17 protein-coding genes are annotated in these 20166 nt (G+C 72.2%); 9 read left to right on the top strand and 8 right to left on the bottom strand.

The window, feature by feature from the left end; translation table 11 throughout:
• Positions 1 to 164 precede the first annotated feature (164 nt).
• Positions 165 to 902 (bottom strand): glycosyltransferase family 2 protein, encoded by a 738-nt coding sequence (locus tag ACIQVL_RS10005; RefSeq protein WP_403430043.1) that lies wholly within the window; start codon positions 900 to 902, stop codon positions 165 to 167.
• A 172-nt stretch (positions 903 to 1074) separates the two neighbouring features.
• Between ACIQVL_RS10005 and ACIQVL_RS10000 the strand changes: the two genes are divergently transcribed.
• Together ACIQVL_RS10000 and ACIQVL_RS09995 are read left to right on the top strand one after the other, a co-directional pair.
• On the top strand, positions 1075 to 1884 hold the full coding sequence (locus ACIQVL_RS10000) for a response regulator transcription factor (RefSeq protein ID WP_403430041.1): 810 nt from the start codon (positions 1075 to 1077) through the stop codon (positions 1882 to 1884).
• A gap of 1 nt (position 1885) precedes the next feature.
• Positions 1886 to 3001: a sensor histidine kinase gene (locus tag ACIQVL_RS09995; protein WP_403430040.1), complete on the top strand. Its 1116-nt coding sequence runs from the start codon at positions 1886 to 1888 to the stop codon at positions 2999 to 3001.
• A 310-nt stretch (positions 3002 to 3311) separates the two neighbouring features.
• On the opposite strand, the gene ACIQVL_RS09990 is transcribed toward ACIQVL_RS09995, so the two are convergent.
• On the bottom strand, positions 3312 to 4301 hold the full coding sequence (locus ACIQVL_RS09990; RefSeq protein WP_403430038.1) for an NAD-dependent epimerase/dehydratase family protein: 990 nt from the start codon (positions 4299 to 4301) through the stop codon (positions 3312 to 3314).
• 213 nt (positions 4302 to 4514) lie between these two features.
• On the opposite strand from ACIQVL_RS09990, the gene ACIQVL_RS09985 reads away from it, so the two are divergent.
• Positions 4515 to 5696: an acyltransferase family protein gene (locus tag ACIQVL_RS09985; RefSeq protein WP_403430036.1), complete on the top strand. Its 1182-nt coding sequence runs from the start codon at positions 4515 to 4517 to the stop codon at positions 5694 to 5696.
• A 42-nt stretch (positions 5697 to 5738) separates the two neighbouring features.
• On the opposite strand, the gene ACIQVL_RS09980 is transcribed toward ACIQVL_RS09985, so the two are convergent.
• Positions 5739 to 6302 carry a hypothetical protein gene (locus ACIQVL_RS09980; RefSeq protein WP_403474979.1) on the bottom strand — a complete coding sequence of 188 codons (564 nt, stop codon included), beginning with the start codon at positions 6300 to 6302 and terminating at the stop codon, positions 5739 to 5741.
• A gap of 358 nt (positions 6303 to 6660) precedes the next feature.
• Between ACIQVL_RS09980 and ACIQVL_RS09975 the strand changes: the two genes are divergently transcribed.
• Positions 6661 to 8151, top strand: a complete 1491-nt coding sequence (locus tag ACIQVL_RS09975) for a subtype B tannase (RefSeq protein ID WP_403474978.1) — start codon at positions 6661 to 6663, stop codon at positions 8149 to 8151.
• 64 nt (positions 8152 to 8215) lie between these two features.
• On the opposite strand, the gene ACIQVL_RS09970 is transcribed toward ACIQVL_RS09975, so the two are convergent.
• The 3 genes from ACIQVL_RS09970 to ACIQVL_RS09960 all read right to left on the bottom strand — a co-directional run bounded on the left by ACIQVL_RS09970 (position 8216) and on the right by ACIQVL_RS09960 (position 13209).
• Complete coding sequence (locus ACIQVL_RS09970) at positions 8216 to 9667, bottom strand: alpha-amylase (protein WP_403474977.1); 1452 nt, start codon at positions 9665 to 9667, stop codon at positions 8216 to 8218.
• Positions 9664 to 12369, bottom strand: coding sequence for an MGH1-like glycoside hydrolase domain-containing protein (locus ACIQVL_RS09965; RefSeq protein ID WP_403474976.1), 2706 nt, complete (start codon positions 12367 to 12369; stop codon positions 9664 to 9666). The genes ACIQVL_RS09970 and ACIQVL_RS09965 overlap by 4 nt, the downstream gene beginning before the upstream one ends.
• A gap of 69 nt (positions 12370 to 12438) precedes the next feature.
• Positions 12439 to 13209 (bottom strand): hypothetical protein, encoded by a 771-nt coding sequence (locus ACIQVL_RS09960; RefSeq protein WP_403430028.1) that lies wholly within the window; start codon positions 13207 to 13209, stop codon positions 12439 to 12441.
• 201 nt (positions 13210 to 13410) lie between these two features.
• Between ACIQVL_RS09960 and ACIQVL_RS09955 the strand changes: the two genes are divergently transcribed.
• From ACIQVL_RS09955 to ACIQVL_RS09945, 3 genes are all read left to right on the top strand, one after another.
• Positions 13411 to 14616, top strand: a complete 1206-nt coding sequence (locus ACIQVL_RS09955) for a glycosyltransferase (RefSeq protein ID WP_403474975.1) — start codon at positions 13411 to 13413, stop codon at positions 14614 to 14616.
• A gap of 62 nt (positions 14617 to 14678) precedes the next feature.
• Entirely contained in the window at positions 14679 to 15041 is a 363-nt protein-coding gene (locus ACIQVL_RS09950; RefSeq protein WP_403474974.1) for a signal peptidase I, read from the top strand.
• Between the two features lie 183 nt (positions 15042 to 15224).
• On the top strand, positions 15225 to 15725 hold the full coding sequence (locus ACIQVL_RS09945; RefSeq protein WP_403430023.1) for a hypothetical protein: 501 nt from the start codon (positions 15225 to 15227) through the stop codon (positions 15723 to 15725).
• A 208-nt stretch (positions 15726 to 15933) separates the two neighbouring features.
• Here the strand turns inward: ACIQVL_RS09945 and ACIQVL_RS09940 are convergent, their stop codons facing one another.
• A complete protein-coding gene (locus tag ACIQVL_RS09940) occupies positions 15934 to 17178 on the bottom strand; it encodes an NADH:flavin oxidoreductase/NADH oxidase family protein (RefSeq protein WP_403474973.1) in 1245 nt (414 codons plus the stop codon).
• Positions 17179 to 17273: 95 nt separating this feature from the next.
• Here ACIQVL_RS09940 and ACIQVL_RS09935 point away from each other — a divergent pair, with 95 nt between their 5' ends.
• Complete coding sequence (locus ACIQVL_RS09935; protein ID WP_403474972.1) at positions 17274 to 17870, top strand: TetR/AcrR family transcriptional regulator; 597 nt, start codon at positions 17274 to 17276, stop codon at positions 17868 to 17870.
• Between the two features lie 248 nt (positions 17871 to 18118).
• Here the strand turns inward: ACIQVL_RS09935 and ACIQVL_RS09930 are convergent, their stop codons facing one another.
• Positions 18119 to 18976, bottom strand: coding sequence for a helix-turn-helix transcriptional regulator (locus ACIQVL_RS09930; RefSeq protein ID WP_403474971.1), 858 nt, complete (start codon positions 18974 to 18976; stop codon positions 18119 to 18121).
• A gap of 263 nt (positions 18977 to 19239) precedes the next feature.
• On the opposite strand from ACIQVL_RS09930, the gene ACIQVL_RS09925 reads away from it, so the two are divergent.
• A complete protein-coding gene (locus ACIQVL_RS09925) occupies positions 19240 to 20115 on the top strand; it encodes a helix-turn-helix transcriptional regulator (RefSeq protein ID WP_403474970.1) in 876 nt (291 codons plus the stop codon).
• The last annotated feature ends 51 nt before the right edge of the window (positions 20116 to 20166 follow it).

Here is a 20166-nt window from a genome sequence, read left to right as displayed (position 1 = left end):
GCTGGGGGTCTCGCTTGCCGGCGTGCCGCCCCGGGGGCACCTGCCGGGCACTCAAGGCGCCGGGGAGGCACGACTGCCCGCGGTCGGGGGGGGGACTGCGATGCCGCCGGCGGCTCGGGACGCGGCGGACGCCGCGCCCCGTGAGGGGCGCGGGGACTGCGCGATCAGCCCCCGCCGACCCGCACCCGGGGCTGTTCCTTCAGCACCCGGCTCATGTCCCGCACCGCCTGAAAGGTGCCGCGCCAGGTCCCCGTCACCTTGGACGTACCGGTGCGCGGCAGGTACGCCACCTCGTGCTCGGTGATGCGCCACCCCGCGTCGGCGGCACGCACGACCATCTGCAGGGGATACCCACTGCGCCGGTCGTCCAGGTCCAGCGCGAGCAGCCCCTCGCGGCGAGCGGCCCGCAGCGGACCGAGGTCGTGCAGGCGCAGCCCCGTGCGGCGCCGCAGCATCCGCGCCAGCGCCAGATTCCCCGCGCGGGCATGCGCGGGCCACGCGCCGCGCCCCTCGGGTCGCCGGCGGCCCAGCACCAAGTCCGCCTCGCCGTCGAGGACTTCCCGCACGAACGGCACGAGAAGGCCCGGGTCCAGCGAGGCGTCGCAGTCGCAGAAGCAGACGATGCCGGCGGTCGCCGCGGTCAGCCCCGCATGGCACGCCGCGCCGAAGCCGCGCCGCGCCTCGTGGACGACGGTCGCCCCGTACGACCGGGCGATGTCCGCCGAGCCGTCGGTGGAGCCGTTGTCCACCACGAGGGCCCGCCAGCCCGCCGGGATCCGGCCGAGCACCCAGGGCAGGGCCGCTGCCTCGTTCAGACAGGGCAGGACGACGTCCACGTCCGCCGCGGGGGGAGGGGCCGGGGACGGAGAGGGAGAGGAAGGTGAGGTGGTCACGGCCTTCACCTTACGAACGCAGACCGGACATTCCGGGCCTCGACTGCTTACGAAACGCGGACGTCGGCGCCCGGCGTCACCGGCGCCCCCGCCTCCGCGGTTTCTTACGAAACGGGGACGTCCCGGCCCGGGCCCGCGCCCGGCCGCGACACCCGCGACGGCCCGGTGCGAGGGTGGAGGCATGCAGCAGCCGTACGAGCTCACCGAGGCCGGGGTCACCGCCGGTGCCGCCCGGGTCCTGGTCGTGGACGACGATCCGACCGTCGCCGAGATCGTCGCCGGGTACCTGGACCGCGCCGGGTACCTGGTCGACCACGCCGGCGACGGTCCCACCGCCCTGACCCGTGCCGCCGCCCACTGGCCCGACCTGGTCGTGCTCGACCTGATGCTGCCCGGCATGGACGGCCTGGAGGTCTGCCGGCGGCTGCGCGGCCACGCCCCCGTCCCGGTCATCATGCTCACCGCGCGCGGCGACGAGGACGACCGCATCCTCGGCCTGGAGGTCGGCGCCGACGACTACGTCACCAAGCCCTTCAGCCCCCGGGAACTGGTCCTGCGGGTGGAGTCGGTGCTGCGCCGCAGCCGCCCCGCCCCCACCGACCGGTCCTTCTCGTCCGCCGGGCTCACCCTGGACCCCGGCGCCCGGCGCGCCACCAAGGACGGCACCGAACTAGCCCTCACCCTGCGCGAGTTCGACCTCCTCGCCTTCTTCCTGCGGAACCCGGGGCGGGCGTACAGCAGGGAGGACCTGATGCGCGCCGTGTGGGGCTGGGACTTCGGCGACCTGTCCACCGTCACGGTCCATGTCCGCCGGCTGCGCGCCAAGGTGGAGGACGACCCGGCCCGGCCGCGGCTGATCCAGACCGTGTGGGGCGTCGGCTACCGCTTCGAGCCGAACGGAGAGCACGACCGGAGCGGCCAGGACGGCCAGGACGGCCAGGACGGCCGGAACCACCAGCACGGCCCGGCCGGACGGGAAGGGGCGGCCTGACATGCGCGACACACTCCTCATCGCCCTGTACGCCTTCGCCGGTGCCGCGGGCACCGGACTGCTCGGGGCGGCCGCGCTGCGCCTGCTGCGGCGCCGTTCGCTGACCGCGTCCCTCACGGTGGTCGCCGCCGTCGGCGTGGTCGCGATGCTCGCCGGCACCCTGGCCGTCGCCTGGGCGATGTTCCTCTCCTCGCACGACCTGTCGGTGGTGACGACGGTCGTCGCGATGGCGGCCGCGGTGTCGCTGGCGACCGCGCTGATACTGGGCCGCTGGGTCGTCGCCCGCAGCCGTGACCTCGTCCTCGCGGCACGCTCGTTCGGCGAGGACGGCGACTTCGCCGCGCCGCCGGTCCCGGCCACCGCCGAACTGGCGGAGGTGAGCCGCGAGCTGGCCGCGACGAGCGCGAAGCTCGCCGAGTCCCGGGAGCGGGAACGCGCGTTGGAGACCTCGCGGCGGGAACTCGTCGCCTGGATCTCGCACGACCTGCGCACCCCGCTGGCCGGCCTGCGCGCCATGTCGGAGGCCCTGGAGGACGGCGTCGCCACCGACCCCGGCCGCTACCACAAGCAGATCCGCACCGAGGTCGAGCGCCTCAACGAGATGGTCGGCGACCTCTTCGAGCTCTCCCGCATCCACGCCGGCACGCTCGCCCTGAGCCCGAGCCGGATGTCCGTGTACGACCTGGTCGGCGACGCCCTCGCCGGTGTCGACCCGCTGGCCCGGGAGTACGGCGTACGGCTGGTCGGCGACCGGGTGGAGCCGGTGCCGGTCGAGGTGGACGGCAAGGAGATGAGCCGGGTGCTGGGCAACCTGCTGGTGAACGCCATCCGCCGGACGCCCCCGGACGGCACGGTCGCGGTCGCCGCCGAGCGGTCGGCCGAGGGCGCGGTGGTCCTGTCCGTCACGGACGGCTGCGGCGGCATCCCCGACGAGGACCTGCCCCGCGTCTTCGACACCGGCTGGCGCGGCACCCACGCCCGGACCCCGCCGGCCGGAGCCGGCCTCGGCCTCGCCATCGTGCGCGGCATCGTGGAGGCCCACCACGGGCGGGCCACCGTGCACAACATCCCCGGCGGCTGCCGGTTCGAGGTGGTGCTGCCCGCCGCCGCCTCCTGATCGCGGGCAGCACCACCGGTCTGTGTCGCGGGCGGCGGCACCGGTCCGTCCGGGCCCCCGTCCGTCCGGGCCCCCGTCCGTCCGGGCCCCCGACCGTCCGGGGCTCCCGGCGGCCCGTGGCGAGGGCCCGTCCCGCCCCGTGTCCCGTCCCGCCCCGTGTCCGGGACCGCCCCGTGTCCGGGACCGCCCCGTGTCCCGTCCCGCCCCGTGTCCGGGACCGCCCCGTGTCCCGTCCCGCCCCGTGTCCGGGACCGCCCCGTGTCCGGGACCGCCCCGTGCCCCGTCCCGCTCCGTGTCCCGGGCCCGGCCCTCACCGGGCGCGCGCGAACTCCCGCATCCCCTCCGCGAACCCGACCTCGGCCTTCCAGCCCAGGTCGGCGCGCAGCCGCGCGGAGTCGGCCGTGATGTGCCGTACGTCGCCCAGCCGGTACTCCCCGGTGACCACCGGCTGCGGCCCGCCGTGCGCCTCGGCCAGCGCACGGGCCATCTCGCCGACGGTGTGCGGCTCGCCGCTTCCGGTGTTGTACGCGGTCAGCACACCCGGCGCGGAGCCCGCCTCCAGCGCCGTCGCGTTGGCGGCGGCCACGTCCCGGACGTGCACGAAGTCCCGGCGCTGCCGCCCGTCCTCGTACACCCGGGGCGCCTCGCCCCGGGCCAGTGAGGAACGGAAGAAGGAGGCGACGCCCGCGTAGGGCGTGTCGCGGGGCATCCGGGGTCCGTACACGTTGTGGTAGCGCAGCGACACCGCCGAGCCGCCCGTCGACCGGGCCCAGGCGGCGGCCAGGTGCTCCTGGGCCAGCTTGGTCGTGGCGTACACGTTGCGCGGATCGACGGGCGCGTCCTCACCCACCAGCCCCGGCGTCAACTCGTCACCGCACACCGGGCAGTTCGGCTCGAACCGCCCCGCGTCCAGGTCGGCGACCGCGCGCGGTCCGGGCCGTACGACACCGTGCCGCGGGCACTCGTAGCGCCCCTCCCCGTACACGACCATCGACCCGGCGAGCACGAGGTGCCCCACCCCCGCCTCGGCCATCGCGGCGAGCAGTACGGCCGTGCCGAGGTCGTTGCGGGAGACGTACTCCGCCGCGTCGCCGAACCCGGCCCCCAGGCCGACCATCGCGGCCTGGTGGCAGACCGCGTCCACGCCCGCGAGGGCCTTCGCCACCGCCACCGGGCTGCGCACGTCGGCGCCCGGGTCGTCCCGGACGTCGAACACGAGCGCCTCGTGCCCGCGCCCGGTCAGCGCCTCGACGACATGGGACCCGATGAACCCGGCACCGCCGGTGACCAGTACACGCATGGGGGCCACGCTAGGCGCGCGCGGCCCCCGGACCACGCGCCCACGCCCGCACGTCACGACTCCGTAAGGCGCCGGGCGGCCGGCGCCCCCGCGGCGGACCGTTGAACGGCCCGGCCGGGGGCCACGTACCTGTCCCCGGGGGCGGCGCGGTGCTGCCCGACGGCACCGACACACGCGGCAGCCGGTGCCAGGAGGAAGGGTTGCGCCATTTCAGTGGATTCGAGTCGCCCGGCCGGCAGCACCCTGGAGCCGGTCGTCCCCGTGCGCCGGGGGGAGAGCGGCAACGGTGCCGGAGCGCAGGTTCGTCCGCAGGTGCGGGGCCTGGACGGCCTCCGCGGCCTGGCCGCGCTGTACGTCGTGCTGTTCCACTGCTGGCTGTACACCTTCCCGGGCTATCCGCACAGTTCGGCGCCACCGTGGCTGGGCGGGCTGATGTTCGGGCGCCTCGCCGTCGTCTTCTTCCTGGTGCTGTCCGGGTTCTCCCTGGCGATCTCCCCGGCCCGGCACGGCTGGCGGCCGTCCGGTGTCGGTGAGTTCCTGCGCCGGCGCGCCTGGCGCATCCTGCCGCCGTACTGGGCGGCGCTGGCCCTGAGCCTGCTGGTCTCGTGGTTCGTGGTGCCGGCCTCGCACCTCGGGCCGCCCACCGGTGCGACCGTCCTGGTGTACGGCCTGGTCGCCCAGGACATCCTCACCGCCCCGACGCCGAACGGCGCGTTCTGGTCGATAGGGGTGGAGGCCGAGCTCTACCTGCTTTTCCCCCTGCTCCTCCTCGTCCGCCGGCGCTGGGGCGCGGCGGCCCTGGCCGCGGCGGTGACTGTCCCGGTGGTCGTCCTCGGTCTGACGGCGCCCGGCGCCAACCCGGTGGAGGGCGACAACTGGCTCGCACCCCACCTCGCCCCGGTGTTCGCCGCGGGGGTCGCGGGCGCGGGCATCGTCTCCGCCTCGGACCGGGTACGACGACTGCCGTGGGGGTGGTTCGCCGTCCTGGCCGCCCTGCCGGTCCTGGTCCTCGGCGCCGTCCGCGGCTCGGCCTGGACGGTGAACCACTACTTCTGGATCGACCTCGCCGTCGCCCCCGCCATGACGATGCTGCTCGCCGCGGTCGCCACCGGAAGGCCCGCCGTCCTCGTACGGCTCCTGACCGCGCGCCCCGTCCACGGCCTCGGCGGGTTCTCCTACAGCCTGTACCTGATCCATCTTCCGATCGTGCTGGCCGTGATCCGCCGGGTCGCCCCGCATTTCGTGGCGCCGGGACTGCCCACGTTCTGGTTCACGCTGGCGGTGGGCCTGCCGGTCTCGGTCCTCTCGGCGTGGCTGTTCTCCACGGTCTTCGAAATTCCGTTCAAACGGAACAGGTCCTGGAAATCGCTTGTCGCGGCCCGTTCCGGCGGCTGAGGAAAGGCCCGGACGGCTTCTTCCGGCCGGGCCGTCGGCCGGTCAGCCCGTCGCCGTCGATTTCTGGCCGGAGGGGGTGACGGCGTACCATTCCTGGTCCTTTCCCTGGCCGTTCGTCTGCCCGGCCGCCGTGTCGCCCACGTACCGGTAGAGCGGCCAGCCGGCGAGGGTGAGCTGGGTCTCGCCGTTCCGGTGGACCGTGCCGAGGAGGCTCTTCTCCACCCCCGAGGCCTGCACGGACTCCGGCACGATCACCGGCAGCCAGGTCTCGGTGCACGTGCCGGAGCACGTCCACTTGGAGGGGTTCGGCTGGTCCTTGTCGTAGCGGTAGAGGGTCCGCCCCTTGTCGTCGGTGACGATGCTGCCCAGGCCCTGGGCCGACCCGGTGAGCACGGCTGCGGTGGTGGCAGGCTGCCCGCTCGCGTCGCCTGCGCCGGCGGCCGGCGTGGCGGTGGCCGGAGCCGACGCGGCCGGGGTCGCCGACGTGACCGGGGCGGCCGGTGCGGTGCTCCCGGCGCCGGTGTCGTTCGAGGAGCCGCACGCCCCCAGCAGGAAGGCGGAGGCGAGCCCCAGGGCGAGGCTCGGGCCGATGCGTCGCGGGATCAAGGAAGGTGCCCTTCGTCGGAGTCGCGTCTACCTGCTCCTTCAGTACGTCGGACGGCTCCCGCCCGCTCAGCCGCCGCGGTCATGTGACGCACTCTTGACCATCGCGCGATGCCCGCAGCGTGATTTCAGGAATCTCAGGCTGCGCAGCGGTCTCTATGGGTTGACCGTGGAGTCGCCGGAATTGCCGACAATATTGTCGGCAATGAATTACGTTCGCTGCCGAGATCGAGACAAGCGCCCCGTGAAGCAGTTTCAGAACTCTCCGGACACCCGCACCTGCGCTCCCATCGGCGAAGAAATCCCGTCATGCCGTCGCCCGCGGTTCGGAAACTGCTGCGCCTCGCGAAGGAGACACGAAATGACGCACAAGATGAACCGCAGGGCCCTGATCAAGGGAATTGCCGCGGCCGCGGTCGCCGTTCCGGCAGTGGGGATCACCGGCGGCACGACCGCGTCGGCGGCGACCGCGTCGTCCGGCGCGGCTGCCGCCGACTCGCTGGCCTTCGACCCCGACGCGTACACCGAGATCACGACGACGATCTCCACCGACGACGGCGACAAGGAGGTCACCTACCACTTCTGGTCGGCCGTCACCTACGTCACCGACCCGGTGGACGAGACCTACCAGAGCCTGACCGTCAGCGTCCCGGTGTCGATCGACGGCACCGCCGTGGACGCCACCGACGCCCCGATCCTCGTCTCCAACTCGATCGGCGGCTACCTCCCGTCCTCGGTGTCGACCAACACGGGCGTGAGCAGCAGCCGGGCGCAACTGGCCGTCGCGGCCGGGTACGTCGCGGTGGAGCCGGGCGCGCGCGGCCGGACCCTGGTGGACTCCAGCGGCGACTACTACGGCACCGCGCCGGCGGCGATCGTCGACCTCAAGGCCGCGATCCGGTACGTGCGCTACAACGCGGGCACCATCCCGGGCGACACCGACCGGATAGTGACGGCCGGGACCAGCGCCGGCGGCGCCCTGTCGGCCCTGCTGGGCGCCTCCGGCGGCAGCTCGCTCTACGACGACCTGCTCAGCGAACTCGGTGCGGCCGACGCCGACGACATCGTCTACGCGACCGGCGCCTGGTGCCCCATCACCGACCTGGAGAACGCCGACGGCGCCTATGAGTGGAACTGGGGCACCAACACGCTCAGCAGCGGCGAGGAGGTGGACCAGGACGTCTCCGCGGACCTGAAAACCCTGTTCGAGACGTACCAGTCCGGGCTCGCCCTGACGGCGGACGACTACGGCACCGTCACGGCCGACAACCTCGACGACTACCTGCTGGCGACCTACCTCGAACCGGCGGCCACCAGCTACCTGGCGGACCTCTCGGACGACGACCGGACCACCTACCTGTCCGCCAACACCTTCATCACCTGGGACGGTTCGTCGGCCACGTTCTCCTGGTCCGACTACCTCGACCACGTCGGATCCCGCGGCAAGGACGCCCCGGCCTTCGACGCCTTCGACCTGTCGGCCGGCGAGAACAACGAGTTCGGCGTCGACACCACCGAGGCCCGGCACTTCACCGACTACAGCCTGGCCAACGACACCAGCGGCAGCGGCGGTTCGTCCCTGGACAGCGACATCCCCGGCAAGCTGGAGATGATGAACCCGATGTACTTCATCGGCGAGTCCAACGACGACCGGGCCAAGTACTGGTGGATCCGCACCGGCACCAAGGACACCGACACCGCGCTGACGATCGTCGGCAACCTGGCCCTGAGCCTGGCGAACCTCGGCGACGACGTCAACGCCCTCATGTACTGGGACGCCGCCCACGGCGCCGACGAGGACCCGGCCGACTTCATCACCTGGATCGGCGACGTGACCGGCTACACCGGCTGAGCGCACCCGGCGCAGTGCTCGGCACCGGCCCCGGCCGCCGACCAGACGGTCGGCGGCCTCCCGGTCAGCGGGGGAGCGAGAGCAGGTGCCACTGCCAGGCGTCGAGCGCCACGAACAGGCCCGGGTCGGCCAGTTCGGCGCCCTCCCGGTCGTAGGCGCTCCCGTCGAGCAGCCCGGTCAGCCGGCAGGAGCGCCCCCGGAGTCCGGTCCAGGGCAGGGGAACCCGCCCCTGGGCCGGCTCCCCGGAGTAGTTGATCACCACGAGGCAGTGGTCCCGGGCGGTGGTCCAGGACCAGGCGAGCAGGTTGTGGTGGGTGTCGTTGTCCGGCCAGCCGGTGCAGTCCAGCAACTGCCAGTCGCCCTCGCGGACGGGGGCCGCGGCGGCCACCAGGCGGCAGTAGAAATCACTCAGGGACGCGTCGGCCGGTTCCTGGGGCCGGCGGGAGAGGAAGACGGGCGGGCGGACCCGGCGGCCCTCGAACTGGCCCTCGTGCCAGAGGGTCGCGCCGGGCAGGGTGGCCACCGCCACGGCCGCCGCCCGCTCCCGGTCGCCCGGCAGGGTGGCGGCGGCCCGGGGCTCGTCGTGGTTCTCCAGGAACCGCACGAGCCCGCGCTGGTAGGCCAGGCCGGCGCCGAGGTGGGCGCGGACGGACCCGGCGTCCTGGTGGACCAGGCGGTCGTAGAGCCGTTTGTCGTAGCAGTGGTCGAAGCCCTGCTGCTGGAGGGCCCATTCGAGGTCCCAGTACGCCTCGGCGACGAAGAGGAGACCGGGGTGGCGCTCGCGCACCCGGGGAATGACGTACGGCCAGAAGTCCGCCTCGGGGGCCGCTCCCGCCAGGTCGCCCCACGTCTTCGCGAACACGTCGTTCATGAGCAGCATCGCCATGTCGCAGCGCACGCCGTCGGCCTGGTCGCCGATCGACACCAGCGTCTGGACCGTCGCCGCCCGGAGCTGCTCGCTGAAGGCGTCGAGCTGGACCACGTCCGGCCACGGCGGGAAGTAGGGGTCCCGGCCGCGCGCGTACACCTGGCCGCCCGCCGCCAGGAAGGCCCCGGGATCGCGGGTCAGGTCGTCCGGCGTGCCCCGGACCAGGCAGTCCGGGCGTCCGGTGAGCCAGGGGTGGTCGGGGGCCACGTGGTTGGGGACGTAGTCCAGGATCAGGCGCAGTCCGCGTGCGGCGAGTGCGGCCCGTGCCGCGGCCAGCCCGTCCGGGCCGCCGAGGCCCTCGTCGACGACGTAGTTCCGCACGCAGTACGGGGATCCGGCGATGTCCGCCTCGGTGAGGTCGGGCAGCGCGGCGCGGAAGGAGGCGAGCAGGCCGTCGTCCGCGAGAGCGATCTCCAGCCCGGCCGGGCTGCGCTCCCACACGCCCATCAGCCAGACGGTGTCGATGCCCGGCCGTGCGACCTCGTCCCAGACCTCGCCGGGCACGTCCCCGAGGGTGACCCGGCGCCCGTACCGACCGCTCAACTCGCCCAGCCAGACCAGGGTGTTGATCTCGTAGATCACCGTCATGACAGCGGCTCCTCGCGCAGGGCGCCCCAGTCTCCCGCGCCGACGACATGGAACAGGGTGGCGGTGACCGCGGCCAGGCCGGTCCAGCCGGTCTGGTGGGAGGCGCCCAGGCCGGCCCCGTTGTCACCGTGGAAGTACTCGTAGAACAGGATCAGGTCCTTCCAGTGCGGGTCCTTGGCGAACTCGGGCCGGGTGCCGTGCACCGGGCGGTGGCCGTCCGCGTCGCTGAGGAAGGTCGAGGTGAGCCGGCCGGAGATCTCGCGGGCGACCTCGTACAGGTTCAGCTGCCGCCCGGAGCCGGTCGGGCACTCCACGGTGAAGTCGTCGCCGTGGTAGGCGTGCAGGTTCAGCAGGGCGCGCACGAGCAGCACGTTGACCGGGAACCACACCGGGCCGCGCCAGTTGGAGTTGCCGCCGAACATGCCCGAGTCGGACTCGGCGGGCAGGTAGCCGACCCCGTAGGTCTGACCGTGCACGTCGAAGGTGTACGGGTGGTCGGCGTGGTACCGGGAGAGCGAGCGGATGCCGTGCGGGCCGAGGAACTCCTCCTCGTCCAGCATCCGGGCCAGGATCCGGCGCAGCCGGTCCTCGTCGAACAACGCGAACAGGTGCCGCCCCGCCGCCCCCGACCCGAGGACGTCGTGCGAGGCGACCAGGCCCGCCACGGCCGGATGCCGGCGCACGAACTCCCGTGCCCCCTCGACGAGTTCCGGGAACCGGCGGTCGGTCCAGGCACCGACCACACTGGTCGCGACGAGCGGCACGAGACCGACCATGGAGCGCACCCTGAGCGGGGTCGCGCTGCCGTCGGGCAGCCGCAGCACGTCGTAGAAGAAGCCGTCCTGCTCGTCCCACAGGCTCGCGTTGTCCTTGCCGATGCGGTTCATGGCGACCGCGATCCACGCGAAGTGCTCGAACAGCGTCTGCGCCTGCTCGACGTAGACCGGGTTCTCCGCCGCCAGCTCGACGGCGATCTCCAGCAGGTTCTGGCAGTACAGCGCCATCCAGGCGGTGCCGTCGGCCTGGTCGAGGTGGCCGCCGGTGGGCAGCGGCGCACTGCGGTCGAAGACCCCGATGTTGTCCAGGCCGAGGAAACCGCCCTGGAAGACGTTGTTGCCGTCGGCGTCCTTGCGGTTGAGCCACCAGGAGAGGTTCTTCGTCAGCTTCTGGAAGGCGTTCTCCAAAAAGACGCGGTCACCGCGGCCGGTGCGCTGCTTCTCCAGCTCGTAGACGAAGAGAACGGCCCAGGCGTGCACGGGCGGGTTGACGTCGCCGAAGTTCCATTCGTACGCCGGGATCTGCCCGTTGGGATGCAGGTAGAGGCGGCGCAGCAGCAGCTCCAGCTGCGACTTGGCGAACCCGATGTCGACCATGGACAGCGCGATGGTGTGGAAGGCGAGGTCCCAGGCCGCGAACCACGGGTACTCCCAGGTGTCCGGCATCGACATGATCTCGTCGTTGACCATGTGGTACCAGGCGCTGTTGCGGACGCGCGGGTCGGCGGCGAGCGGGTCGACGCCGTGCTCGGCGAGCCAGCGCTCCACGTCGAGGTAGTAGTACTGCTTGCTCCACAGCATCCCGGCCAGCGCCTGCCGCACCAGCCGCCGCTCGTCCTCGCCGAGACCGTCCGGGACCACGCCCTCGAAGAAGATGTCGGCCTCGGCCCGCCGCATGTCGAACACCTGCTGGAAGTCGCCCCAGGGATCGGTGAGTTCGGTGCCGGTCAGGCGCAGCCGTACGGTGACGCTGTCGCCCGCGGGCACGGTGAGCTCGTGGTGGACGGACGCCTTGGTGCCGGTCCGCTCGGGATTGACCGCGTCCTGCTCGCCTTGGACGACGTACCGGCCGATGCCGTCCTTGACGTAGGGGGTGGCGTTGGGGCTGCCGAAGATCCGCTCGTTGTCGGTGTCGTTCTCGGTGAACAGGGTGTCCGCCGCACCCTCGAAGTACAGCCGGTACGAGCCGAGTTCCTCGTGGCCGGCGAGGATCGCGCCGTCCGTGTGCCGCAGGCCGGGCACCGCGCTGCCGCCCGCCCACGACCAGGTGTGCCGGAACCACAGCGTCGGCAGCAGATGGAGCGCGGCCTCGTCGGGCCCGCGGTTGTGCGCGGTGATCTCGATCAGCAGGTCCTCGGGACCGGCCTTGGCGTACTCCACGAACACGTCGAAGTAGCGGCCCTCGTCGAAGACGCCGGTGTCGAGGAGCTCGTACTCGGGGTCGTGGCGCCCGCGGTCCCGGTTGACGCGCACGAGGTCGTCGTACGGATAGGCCGCCTGCGGGTACTTGTAGAGGTACTTCAGGTACGAGTGGGTGGGCGTGGAGTCGAGGTGGAAGTAGTACTCCTTGACGTCCTCACCGTGGTTGCCCTCGGCGTTGGTCAGGCCGAACATCCGCTCCTTGAGGATCGGGTCCCGGCCGTTCCACAGCGCGAGCGCGAAGCACAGCCGCTGCTTGTCGTCGCTGACACCCGCGATGCCGTCCTCGCCCCACCGGTAGGCCCGGGACCGGGCCTGGTCATGGGTGAAGTACGACCAGGCGTCACCGCCGGGGCTGTAGTCCTCGCGCACCGTGCCCCACTGCCGCTCGCTCAGATACGGCCCCCAGCGCCGCCACGCCACCCGCCCCGTGTCCGCATCGGCCAGCCGCAACCGCTCGGCATCGGCCCCGCCGCCGCGCTCTGTGCCGTCCGTGTCATCCGCCATCGCACGCTCTCCTGTCTGGGACACCTACGTCTGGGACACCTACGCCTCGGACACCTCGGAGTCGGGCGGTCAGCCAGCGGAGGTGTTGTAGTTGACGATCCCCTCCACCATGAGAGCGATCGCACCCGGCAGCGGGCTGTCCACTCCCTTGCCCACCACGTCGGGTAACCGGTGCGCTTCGTCCGCACTGGCCGCCACCATGCCCCAGAAGGCGTTGAAGCCCGACGGGTCCGACGGTTTGTCGGTGGCCGCCCCGACGGTCATGACGCCGCCCTCCTCGGCCACGGCGAGCGCGCCCATCTGCCGCAGCGTGCCGGGATCCCGCTCTTCGGCGGCCACCACGCTCCACCCCGTCACCTCCACGCATCGCAGGGCGGCGAGAAGGCTGTCGGCGCTGTCCCGCCCGGTCAGGACGATGTCGGGCAGCACCAGGGCCACCGGCCCCCGGGTCATCGGCAGACCGGAGCGGATCGCGCCTTCGAGGCCCGGTTCGAGCGACTCGTCCTGGTAGACGAAGACCATCTGAAAGGTCTTGGCATAGCGGGCGAGATAACCCACGGTGTCGAGCTTGTGTGTTCCGAACACGACGACCACACGCACGTTGAGGCCGCTGTCGGCCAGTTCGACGACGGCTTCCAGGCTGCGGTCCAGCACGGTGACCCCGGGGGCCAGACAGTGCAGCTCCTTCGGGTAGGGCGCGCTGAAACGCGTTCCGAATCCGGCGCAGGGCAGGATGATCGAGACATCGGGGACGGGCGCGGAAGAACGATGCATGGAGTGGCTCTCGGATTCTGTTGTCGACCGGGGAACCTTGCGCGCCTTGCAGTTGTGTGCGGACATGCTCGCGATCACCGTAATTACCGGGGCGGCTCCAGGCGAGACGGCCGTCGCCCCGCGAGGGCCCCTACCGCGCCCGCATGGAGCACGACGTGCCTGGGTATCCAGCACCACGGTGCTCGCGGAACCTCCGCCGCCTCCGGTGTCACACACGTACGGCAAGGGCTGCAACGCAGGGGAAGTCAGAGCGAAAGAGGGCGCTGGATGCGGGTGCTGTTGTCCACCTACGGGACGCGAGGCGATGTCGAACCGCTGGTGGCCCTCGCGGTGCGGTTGCAGGCACGCGGAGCCGAGGTGCGCATGTGCGCCCCGCCCGACGCGGAGTTCGCGGAGCGGCTGGCCGGAATCGGCGTGGAACTGGTGCCGGTGGGGCCGCCGGTGCGGGAACTGATGCGCGGGACGGCTCTGCCGACGGCGGCGGAACTGTCCCGCTACCGGACCGAGATGGTCGGCACCCAGTTCGACGCCTTCCCCGCGGCGGCCGACGGCTGCGACGTGCTGGTGGCGGCCGGCCTGGCGCAGATCGCCGCGCGGTCCGTGGCCGAGGCCGCGGGCATCCGCTACGTGTACGCGTGCTACTCGGCGGTCAACCTGCCGTCGCCCCACCACGCCCCGCCACCGCGACCGGGCTGGCCCGAGCCGGCGGCGGACGACAACCTCGCGCTGTGGGAACGGGACGCCCGCCAGGTGAACGCGCAGTTCGGCGAGGTGCTCAACGACCACCGGGCAGCGATCGGCCTGCCGCCCGTGGACAACGTCCGTGACCACGTGTACACCGACCGGCCGTGGCTGGCGGCGGACCCGGTCCTGGGACCGTGGTGGCCGGCGCCGGGCCTCGACGTCGTACAGACGGGCGCCTGGACGCTGCCGGACGAACGCCCGCTCCCGGCCGACCTGGTGGCGTTCCTGGACGCGGGGGAGCCGCCGGTCTACGTCGGGTTCGGCAGCATCAGCCCGTCGCCGGACATCGCCCGCAAGGCCGTCGGGACGAGCCTTGCCCAGGGGTACCGGGTGCTCGTCTCCCGCGGCTGGGCGGACCTGGTCCTGCCCGAGGCCCGGGACGACTGCTTCGCCATCGGCGAGGTCAGTCACCAGCAGCTGTTCCCCAGGGTGGCCGCCGTCGTGCACCACGGCGGCGCGGGCACGACGCTGACGGCCGCACGGGCGGGCGTGCCGCAGGTGGTCGTGGCCCTCCAACTGGCGGACAACCCGTACTGGGCCGGGCGGGTGGCGGACCTGGACATCGGCGCGGCACTGGACGAACCGGATCCGGCCGCCGACACCCTGCGCGTCGCGTTCAAGACGGCCCTCGCACCCGAGACGCGGGCGCGGGCCAGGGCACTGGGCGCCGGACTGCGCACCGACGGAGCGGAGACGGCCGCGAACCTGCTTCTCGACACGCTCCGTTGAGCGGCGCCGGCCCGGCACTCCGCCCAGAGCGGCACGACAGCCGGCTGTTAGCGTTCCGACGCATGGCGGACAGCGTGTACGTGGGCAAGGCGGGCAAGGACGCGGCACTGGACCGGGGATGGCTGCTCGGACACTTCAAGGAGCCCGACGACCCCCGGTACAGTCAGGCCGTCGAGGTCAAATGGGGCGTCCACGCACGTGGCGAACAGCGAACGCAGTGGGTGCAGGGCGAGGTGCGCACCGCACTCCTGGTCCTCGTCACGGGCCGCTTCCGCCTGGAGTTCCCCGGCCGCAGCGTGCTCCTGGAGGAGCAGGGCGACTACGTCGTCTGGGGCCAGGGAGTCGACCACTCCTGGATCGCGGAGGACGAGTCCGTCGTCCTGACCGTGCGCTGGCCTTCGGTGCCCGGGTACGCCGCGCCGTGACACGGCCCGCCGCAGGGCTCGGACACCGGGCCGGCGAGAACGACCCCGCGCGGACCGAGCCGCCCCACGTGCCGGCGGGGGATGCCGCGGTACGACACCCGGGACGCCGTGCCGTGCCGGAGGAACGCGTGATCCGGAACAATGCCACCGCTTGCGGTGGCTCCTGTCAGATGGGGATGTGCCATGAGCGGGTTGCACCAGGGACCGGATTTGACGCGGCTGCTCGGGCGGCCGAGTCGTCCGGACAGCAAGGCGGCGCTGGAAGAGGTCGCGGCCGACTGGGGTGTGACGTTCCCCCGCGATTTCGTGGAGATCGCCGGTGGTTTCGGTGATGTCGTGGTCTGCGAGTACCTGCTTCTCTGCGGGGGACGCAGCCTGCGGGGGTACGCGGATCTCATGGCAGCCCGGATGGAGAAGTCGAGCACGGTTCCGTGCAAGGTGCTTCCGTCGCCGGGGGGAGCGCTTCTCTGGGGAAACACCGTTGAAGGGGACCAGTTGTTCCTGGTTCACCAGGGCGGCGGGAGGTGGACGGTGTCGGCGTTCCGCCGTAACTGGCACGACTGGCACGACACGGACATGGAGTTCGGCGAATGGCTTCCGCGGATGCTCGCGGGTGAGATCGAGACGGACTGGATGCCCGAGTGGCCGGTGCCGCCCTACGACCTGGAAGCGGTGGACCAGTGACCTTCGAAGGGTGGCACCGTAGCGGCTGACGTCTCGTGAACGGCGGGCCTGCCACGAGAAGCCGGGGCGGTCGGAAACGGCCAAGCGGCCAAGCAGCCCGGTAGTTCGGACGGGGCGAGGTGCGACCGGATCTCGGTCCGCTGTTCTACTGGTCGTGCACCAGGCCGCAGGCGTTCCCGTCTTCGCGGCGGCCCCTTCGGCGGCACGCTCACGCGGGGCGTTGTGACGCGGAGAGCCAGGCACGGTAGCGGCGCAGGGCCCGTCGCTGGTTTCGCTGCTCGGCGAGGAGGGCCATCGCCGGGTGGGTGCGGGGGGTGGGGCGGCTGCCGCGGGCGATGCGGCGCATCTGGTGGCGGACCTGGGCCATGCCGGCCGCCGAGGCGAGGGCCTTGTCGGACCAGGTGACCGGCCGGAGCTGGTCGTCGGCCTCGCGGCCCTGGCGCCAGCGCTCGGGCAGGTCGGGGGTGACGGCGAGGGCCGTGCCCATCCCGACGACCGCCACCCCGCTCTCCAGGACCTTGTCGGCGGTGTACCGCTGGGTGATGCCGCCGGTGAGCATCAGCGGCAGCGGGCTGGTTTCGACCAGGTCCCTCGCCAGGTCGAGGAAGTACGCCTCGCGGGCCTGGGTGCGGGCGTCGGCGGGGCGGCCGGACATCGCCGGGCTCTCGTAGCTGCCGCCGGACAGTTCGACCAGGTCGACGCCGAGCGGCGCGAGCATCTGGATCACCTGGCGGGCGTCGTCGGCGTCGAAGCCGCCGCGCTGGAAGTCGGCGGAGTTCAGCTTCACCGCGACCGCGAACGACGGGGACACGGCGGCGCGCACCGTACGGACGACGTCCAGCAGCATCCGGGCCCGGTTCTCCAGCGATCCGCCCCACTGGTCGGTGCGCTTGTTGACCAGCGGGGACAAGAACTGCGAGAGCAGGTAGCCGTGCGCGGCGTGGATCTCCACGCCGTCGAAGCCCGCCTGTTCGGCGCGCTGGGCGGTGACGGCGTACCGGGTGACGGTCGCCTTGATCTGTTCCGGCGTCATGGCGACGGGCTTGCCGAAACGGCTGCTGTGCCTGCCCAGGTCGACGGCGACCGCGGACGGGCCCCAGACGACGCCGGGCATGTCGGACCCGATCTGGCGGCCGGGGTGGTTGATCTGCATCCAGACCGCTCCGCCACCGGACTTGGCGGCCTGGGCCCACTCGGTGAACGGCTCCAGTGGCGCGGCCTTGTCGAGCACGACGCCGGCGGGGCCGGTCAGCGCCTCGGCGTGCACCATGACGTTCCCGGTGATCAGCAGCCCGGTGCCGCCGGCGGCCCACCGCCGGTACAGCCCGAACAGCGCTTTGTCCGGGAGCTGGCCGTCGCCGGCCATGTTCTCCTCCATGGCCGCCTTGGCGATCCGGTTGTTCAGTACCTGCCCGGAGCGCAGGGACAACGACGAGAACAGCTCGCTGGTCATCCGAGTTCCCCTCTCGATCTTTACCGCTTACGATGTATGCATCGTTCACATTAGGTCGACGATGTAAGCGATGTAAACTTGAGGGAGTGTGGCAAATGTCGCAGGCGGGCAGCACCTATCACCACGGCGATCTGCGCGCGGCCTGTCTGCGTGCCGCGCGGGAGCTGCTGGAGGAGGACGGCAGTGCCGGGCTGTCCCTGCGGGCGGTCGCGCGACGGGCCGGTGTCTCGGCGACGGCACCCTACCGCCACTACGCGGACCGCGAGGCCCTGGTCTCCGCGGTCGCCGCGCAGGGCTACCGTGAACTCGCCGAGTACCTGCTCGCCGCGCACCCCTCGCCCACGACCCCGGACGAACTGGCCGCGGTCGCCGTCGCCTACGTCCGTTTCGCGCTGGACCGCCCGGCCCTGTTCCGGGTGATGTTCGCCGAGCCCTGCGATCCGAACAGCGCGGAGCGGGTCGCCGCGACCGCCGCGATCTCGGAGTACGTCCGCGGCATCGTCCGCGGCATCGTCCGCGGCGCCTTCCCCGGCGCCGACACCGACGCGCTGTCCGTCACCGTGTGGGCCCTCGTCCACGGCCTGGCCTTCCTGCACCTCGACGGCAAGCTCGACGCCACCACCCCCGAGGTGGTCGCCGACCAGGTGCGCACCGCCGTTCGCGCACTGTTCACCGCCTCCGCGGCGATGTGACGGCCGGCGCCCGCACCGCACGAGCCGCCCAGCCGCAGTGGACGTACCCCCGTGTTGTCGCCCGGTGCCACCACTTCAGCCCCTTCACCGGACCCGCTTTCCGCGCTCTCCTGATCGTCCTGCCGGCAGGACGGGGAGGCCCGGCCGGCGTCGTCGGCCCGGCACTCGATGGTGGCGAAGCATTCGGCGACCAGCGGTGCCTGGACCTTCTCGCCGGTCACGGCGGTCAGGCCGAACTCCTCGAATGGTCAGCTGCCCGCGTCCACCGCCGCCGTCCTGGCCTGCTGCGGCTGGGTGGCCATGGTCCGCAGCGTCTCGAAAGCGGCCGCCGTAGGGCTGGCCGGCTCGGCCTGGTAGACCACCAGCTGCTGGTGCGGGGCACCGTTGACCGTGAAGGCCGCGAACTTGATGTGCAGGTCCCCGGCCTGGGGATGCTTGAGGTGCTTGCCCTCCTGGGACTTGCCCTTGACGTCGTGCAGTTGCCAGAGCGCGGCGAACTCCTCGCTCCGGGCGGACAGTTCCGCGACGACCTCGGCGATGCGGGCGGACTCGGGGTCATGGCCGTAGGCGGCCCTGATCTCGGCGACACAGGAGTGCGCGGCCCGCTCCCACTCCTGGTAGAAGTCGCGGCCCGCCGGATCCACGAACACCATCCGGGCGAGGTTGTCGAACCTCTCGAAACCACTGTGCAAGGCCGTGGCCAGGGAGTTGGCCGCCATGACGTCGAGTGCCGGGCCCACGACGAAGGCAGGCGTGTGGTCCCAGCCGTCCATCAGCTGCAGCAGCTGCGCGCTGACGCCGGCCTCGCCCCGGTTGTGCGGACGCTGCGAGGCGGCCAGGCAGAGGCGGTTGAGGTGGTCGGTGGACTCCGCGTCCAGTTTCAGCGCGTGCGCGACGGCATCGACGACTTGTGGGGACGGGCTGTTCTCGCGTCCCTGTTCCAGCCTGATGTAGTAGTCGGAGCTGACTCCCGCGAGTAGCGCGACTTCCTCTCTGCGCAGTCCCGGTACCCGGCGTCGTCCGTGTTCCGGGAGACCGACGTCGTGCGGCTTCAGGGCTTCTCTGCGGGCTCGGAGAAAATCACCCAAAGGCGTCCCATTGCTCATGCGGCAAGACTAGATGGATTTCGGTCGATGAGAAGCGCCGGTCACGCACTATCACGGATGGTCGTGCCGTGAACACAGAGGGTTGGACCGAGGAAGCGAGATCGGGGAAGTGAGATCGGGAAGACGGGATCGGGAAGAGGGGAGGGTCCGAAACCGCGGGCCGGGGGCCGTCGCGGTCCTGGTGCGCCAGCCCGTAATCCTGGGTGTAATGCACCCACCGTCGGCGGGACTTTCCCGGGCGTTCTCCGCCTAGCCTCAATGACATGGACAACGACACGCACCTCGACCCGGTGGAGGGGCTGGGCCGGTTTCTCCGCAGCCGCAGAGAACGCCTGAGCCCCGCGGCGGCGGGGCTGCCCGCCGCCGGCCGGCGACGGGTGCCCGGGCTGCGGCGCGACGAGGTCGCGGCACTCGCCGGGGTCAGCCTGAGCTACTACAGCCGACTGGAGCAGGGCCGCGAGCTCAGCCCGTCGCCCAGGGTCCTGGAGGCGATGGCCCGCGTGCTGCAACTCGGTGACGAGGACAAGCGGGCGCTCTTCCGGCTCGCCCTGCCCGGCGGCCGCCGTACCAAGGCACCCGTCCGGGTCGAGCGGGTCCGGCCGCACCTGCGGCAGGTGATCGAGAGCTGGACCCTGACGCCGGCCTTCATCATCGGCCACGCCCAGGACCTGCTGGCCACCAACGCACTCGCCGACGCCCTCTACCGCGACTTCGCGGAGCACGACAACGTCCTGCGCATGCTCTTCCTGGACCCCGCGGCGAAGAGCTTCTACCGCAGCCCGGAGCGGGCCAGGCACCGAGCGGTCGCCGACCTCCAGCAGACCGCCGCGAGCACCCCGCAGGATCCCCGCATCCTGGAGCTGGTGGGTGAGCTGTCGGTGCGCAGCGGCGAGTTCCGCGCCCTGTGGGCACGCGAGTACACCCGGGTCCCGCCCTACGAGATCAAGCAGGTCCACCACTCGGTCGTGGGCGACCTGGAGCTGCGGCACGAAGCCCTCACCATCCGCAGTGCCCCGGGACAGCAGCTCGTCGTCCTGCAGGCCGAGCCGGGCTCGCCCTCCGCCGACGGGCTGGCCCTGCTGGGCTCCGTCAGCGTGCCCGGGGTGCCGCACCAGCAGAACCCCGCATACGGCACCTGAGCGCCATCCTGGGTGCAGGACTCCCAGGAAAACCGCTGCCTTCATATCGCC

Source organism: Streptomyces sp. NPDC090499 (genome assembly GCF_044769305.1).
Lineage (GTDB): Bacteria > Actinomycetota > Actinomycetes > Streptomycetales > Streptomycetaceae > Streptomyces.
The sequence above is the reverse complement of the archived record's forward strand: the minus strand, read 5'-3'. Positions and strand labels throughout refer to the sequence as shown.

Excerpts from the sequence above, each read along its gene's own strand:
- ACIQVL_RS10000 (WP_403430041.1), top strand. The coding sequence starts at position 1,075 with ATGCAGCAGCCGTACGAGCTCACCGAGGCCGGGGTCACCGCCGGTGCC.
- ACIQVL_RS09995 (WP_403430040.1), top strand. The coding sequence starts at position 1,886 with ATGCGCGACACACTCCTCATCGCCCTGTACGCCTTCGCCGGTGCCGCG.
- ACIQVL_RS09990 (WP_403430038.1), bottom strand. The coding sequence starts at position 4,301 with ATGCGTGTACTGGTCACCGGCGGTGCCGGGTTCATCGGGTCCCATGTC.
- ACIQVL_RS09975 (WP_403474978.1), top strand. The coding sequence starts at position 6,661 with ATGACGCACAAGATGAACCGCAGGGCCCTGATCAAGGGAATTGCCGCG.
- ACIQVL_RS09970 (WP_403474977.1), bottom strand. The coding sequence starts at position 9,667 with ATGACGGTGATCTACGAGATCAACACCCTGGTCTGGCTGGGCGAGTTG.
- ACIQVL_RS09965 (WP_403474976.1), bottom strand. The coding sequence starts at position 12,369 with ATGGCGGATGACACGGACGGCACAGAGCGCGGCGGCGGGGCCGATGCC.
- ACIQVL_RS09960 (WP_403430028.1), bottom strand. The coding sequence starts at position 13,209 with ATGTCCGCACACAACTGCAAGGCGCGCAAGGTTCCCCGGTCGACAACA.
- ACIQVL_RS09955 (WP_403474975.1), top strand. The coding sequence starts at position 13,411 with ATGCGGGTGCTGTTGTCCACCTACGGGACGCGAGGCGATGTCGAACCG.
- ACIQVL_RS09950 (WP_403474974.1), top strand. The coding sequence starts at position 14,679 with ATGGCGGACAGCGTGTACGTGGGCAAGGCGGGCAAGGACGCGGCACTG.
- ACIQVL_RS09945 (WP_403430023.1), top strand. The coding sequence starts at position 15,225 with ATGAGCGGGTTGCACCAGGGACCGGATTTGACGCGGCTGCTCGGGCGG.
- ACIQVL_RS09940 (WP_403474973.1), bottom strand. The coding sequence starts at position 17,178 with ATGACCAGCGAGCTGTTCTCGTCGTTGTCCCTGCGCTCCGGGCAGGTA.
- ACIQVL_RS09935 (WP_403474972.1), top strand. The coding sequence starts at position 17,274 with ATGTCGCAGGCGGGCAGCACCTATCACCACGGCGATCTGCGCGCGGCC.
- ACIQVL_RS09930 (WP_403474971.1), bottom strand. The coding sequence starts at position 18,976 with ATGAGCAATGGGACGCCTTTGGGTGATTTTCTCCGAGCCCGCAGAGAA.
- ACIQVL_RS09925 (WP_403474970.1), top strand. The coding sequence starts at position 19,240 with ATGGACAACGACACGCACCTCGACCCGGTGGAGGGGCTGGGCCGGTTT.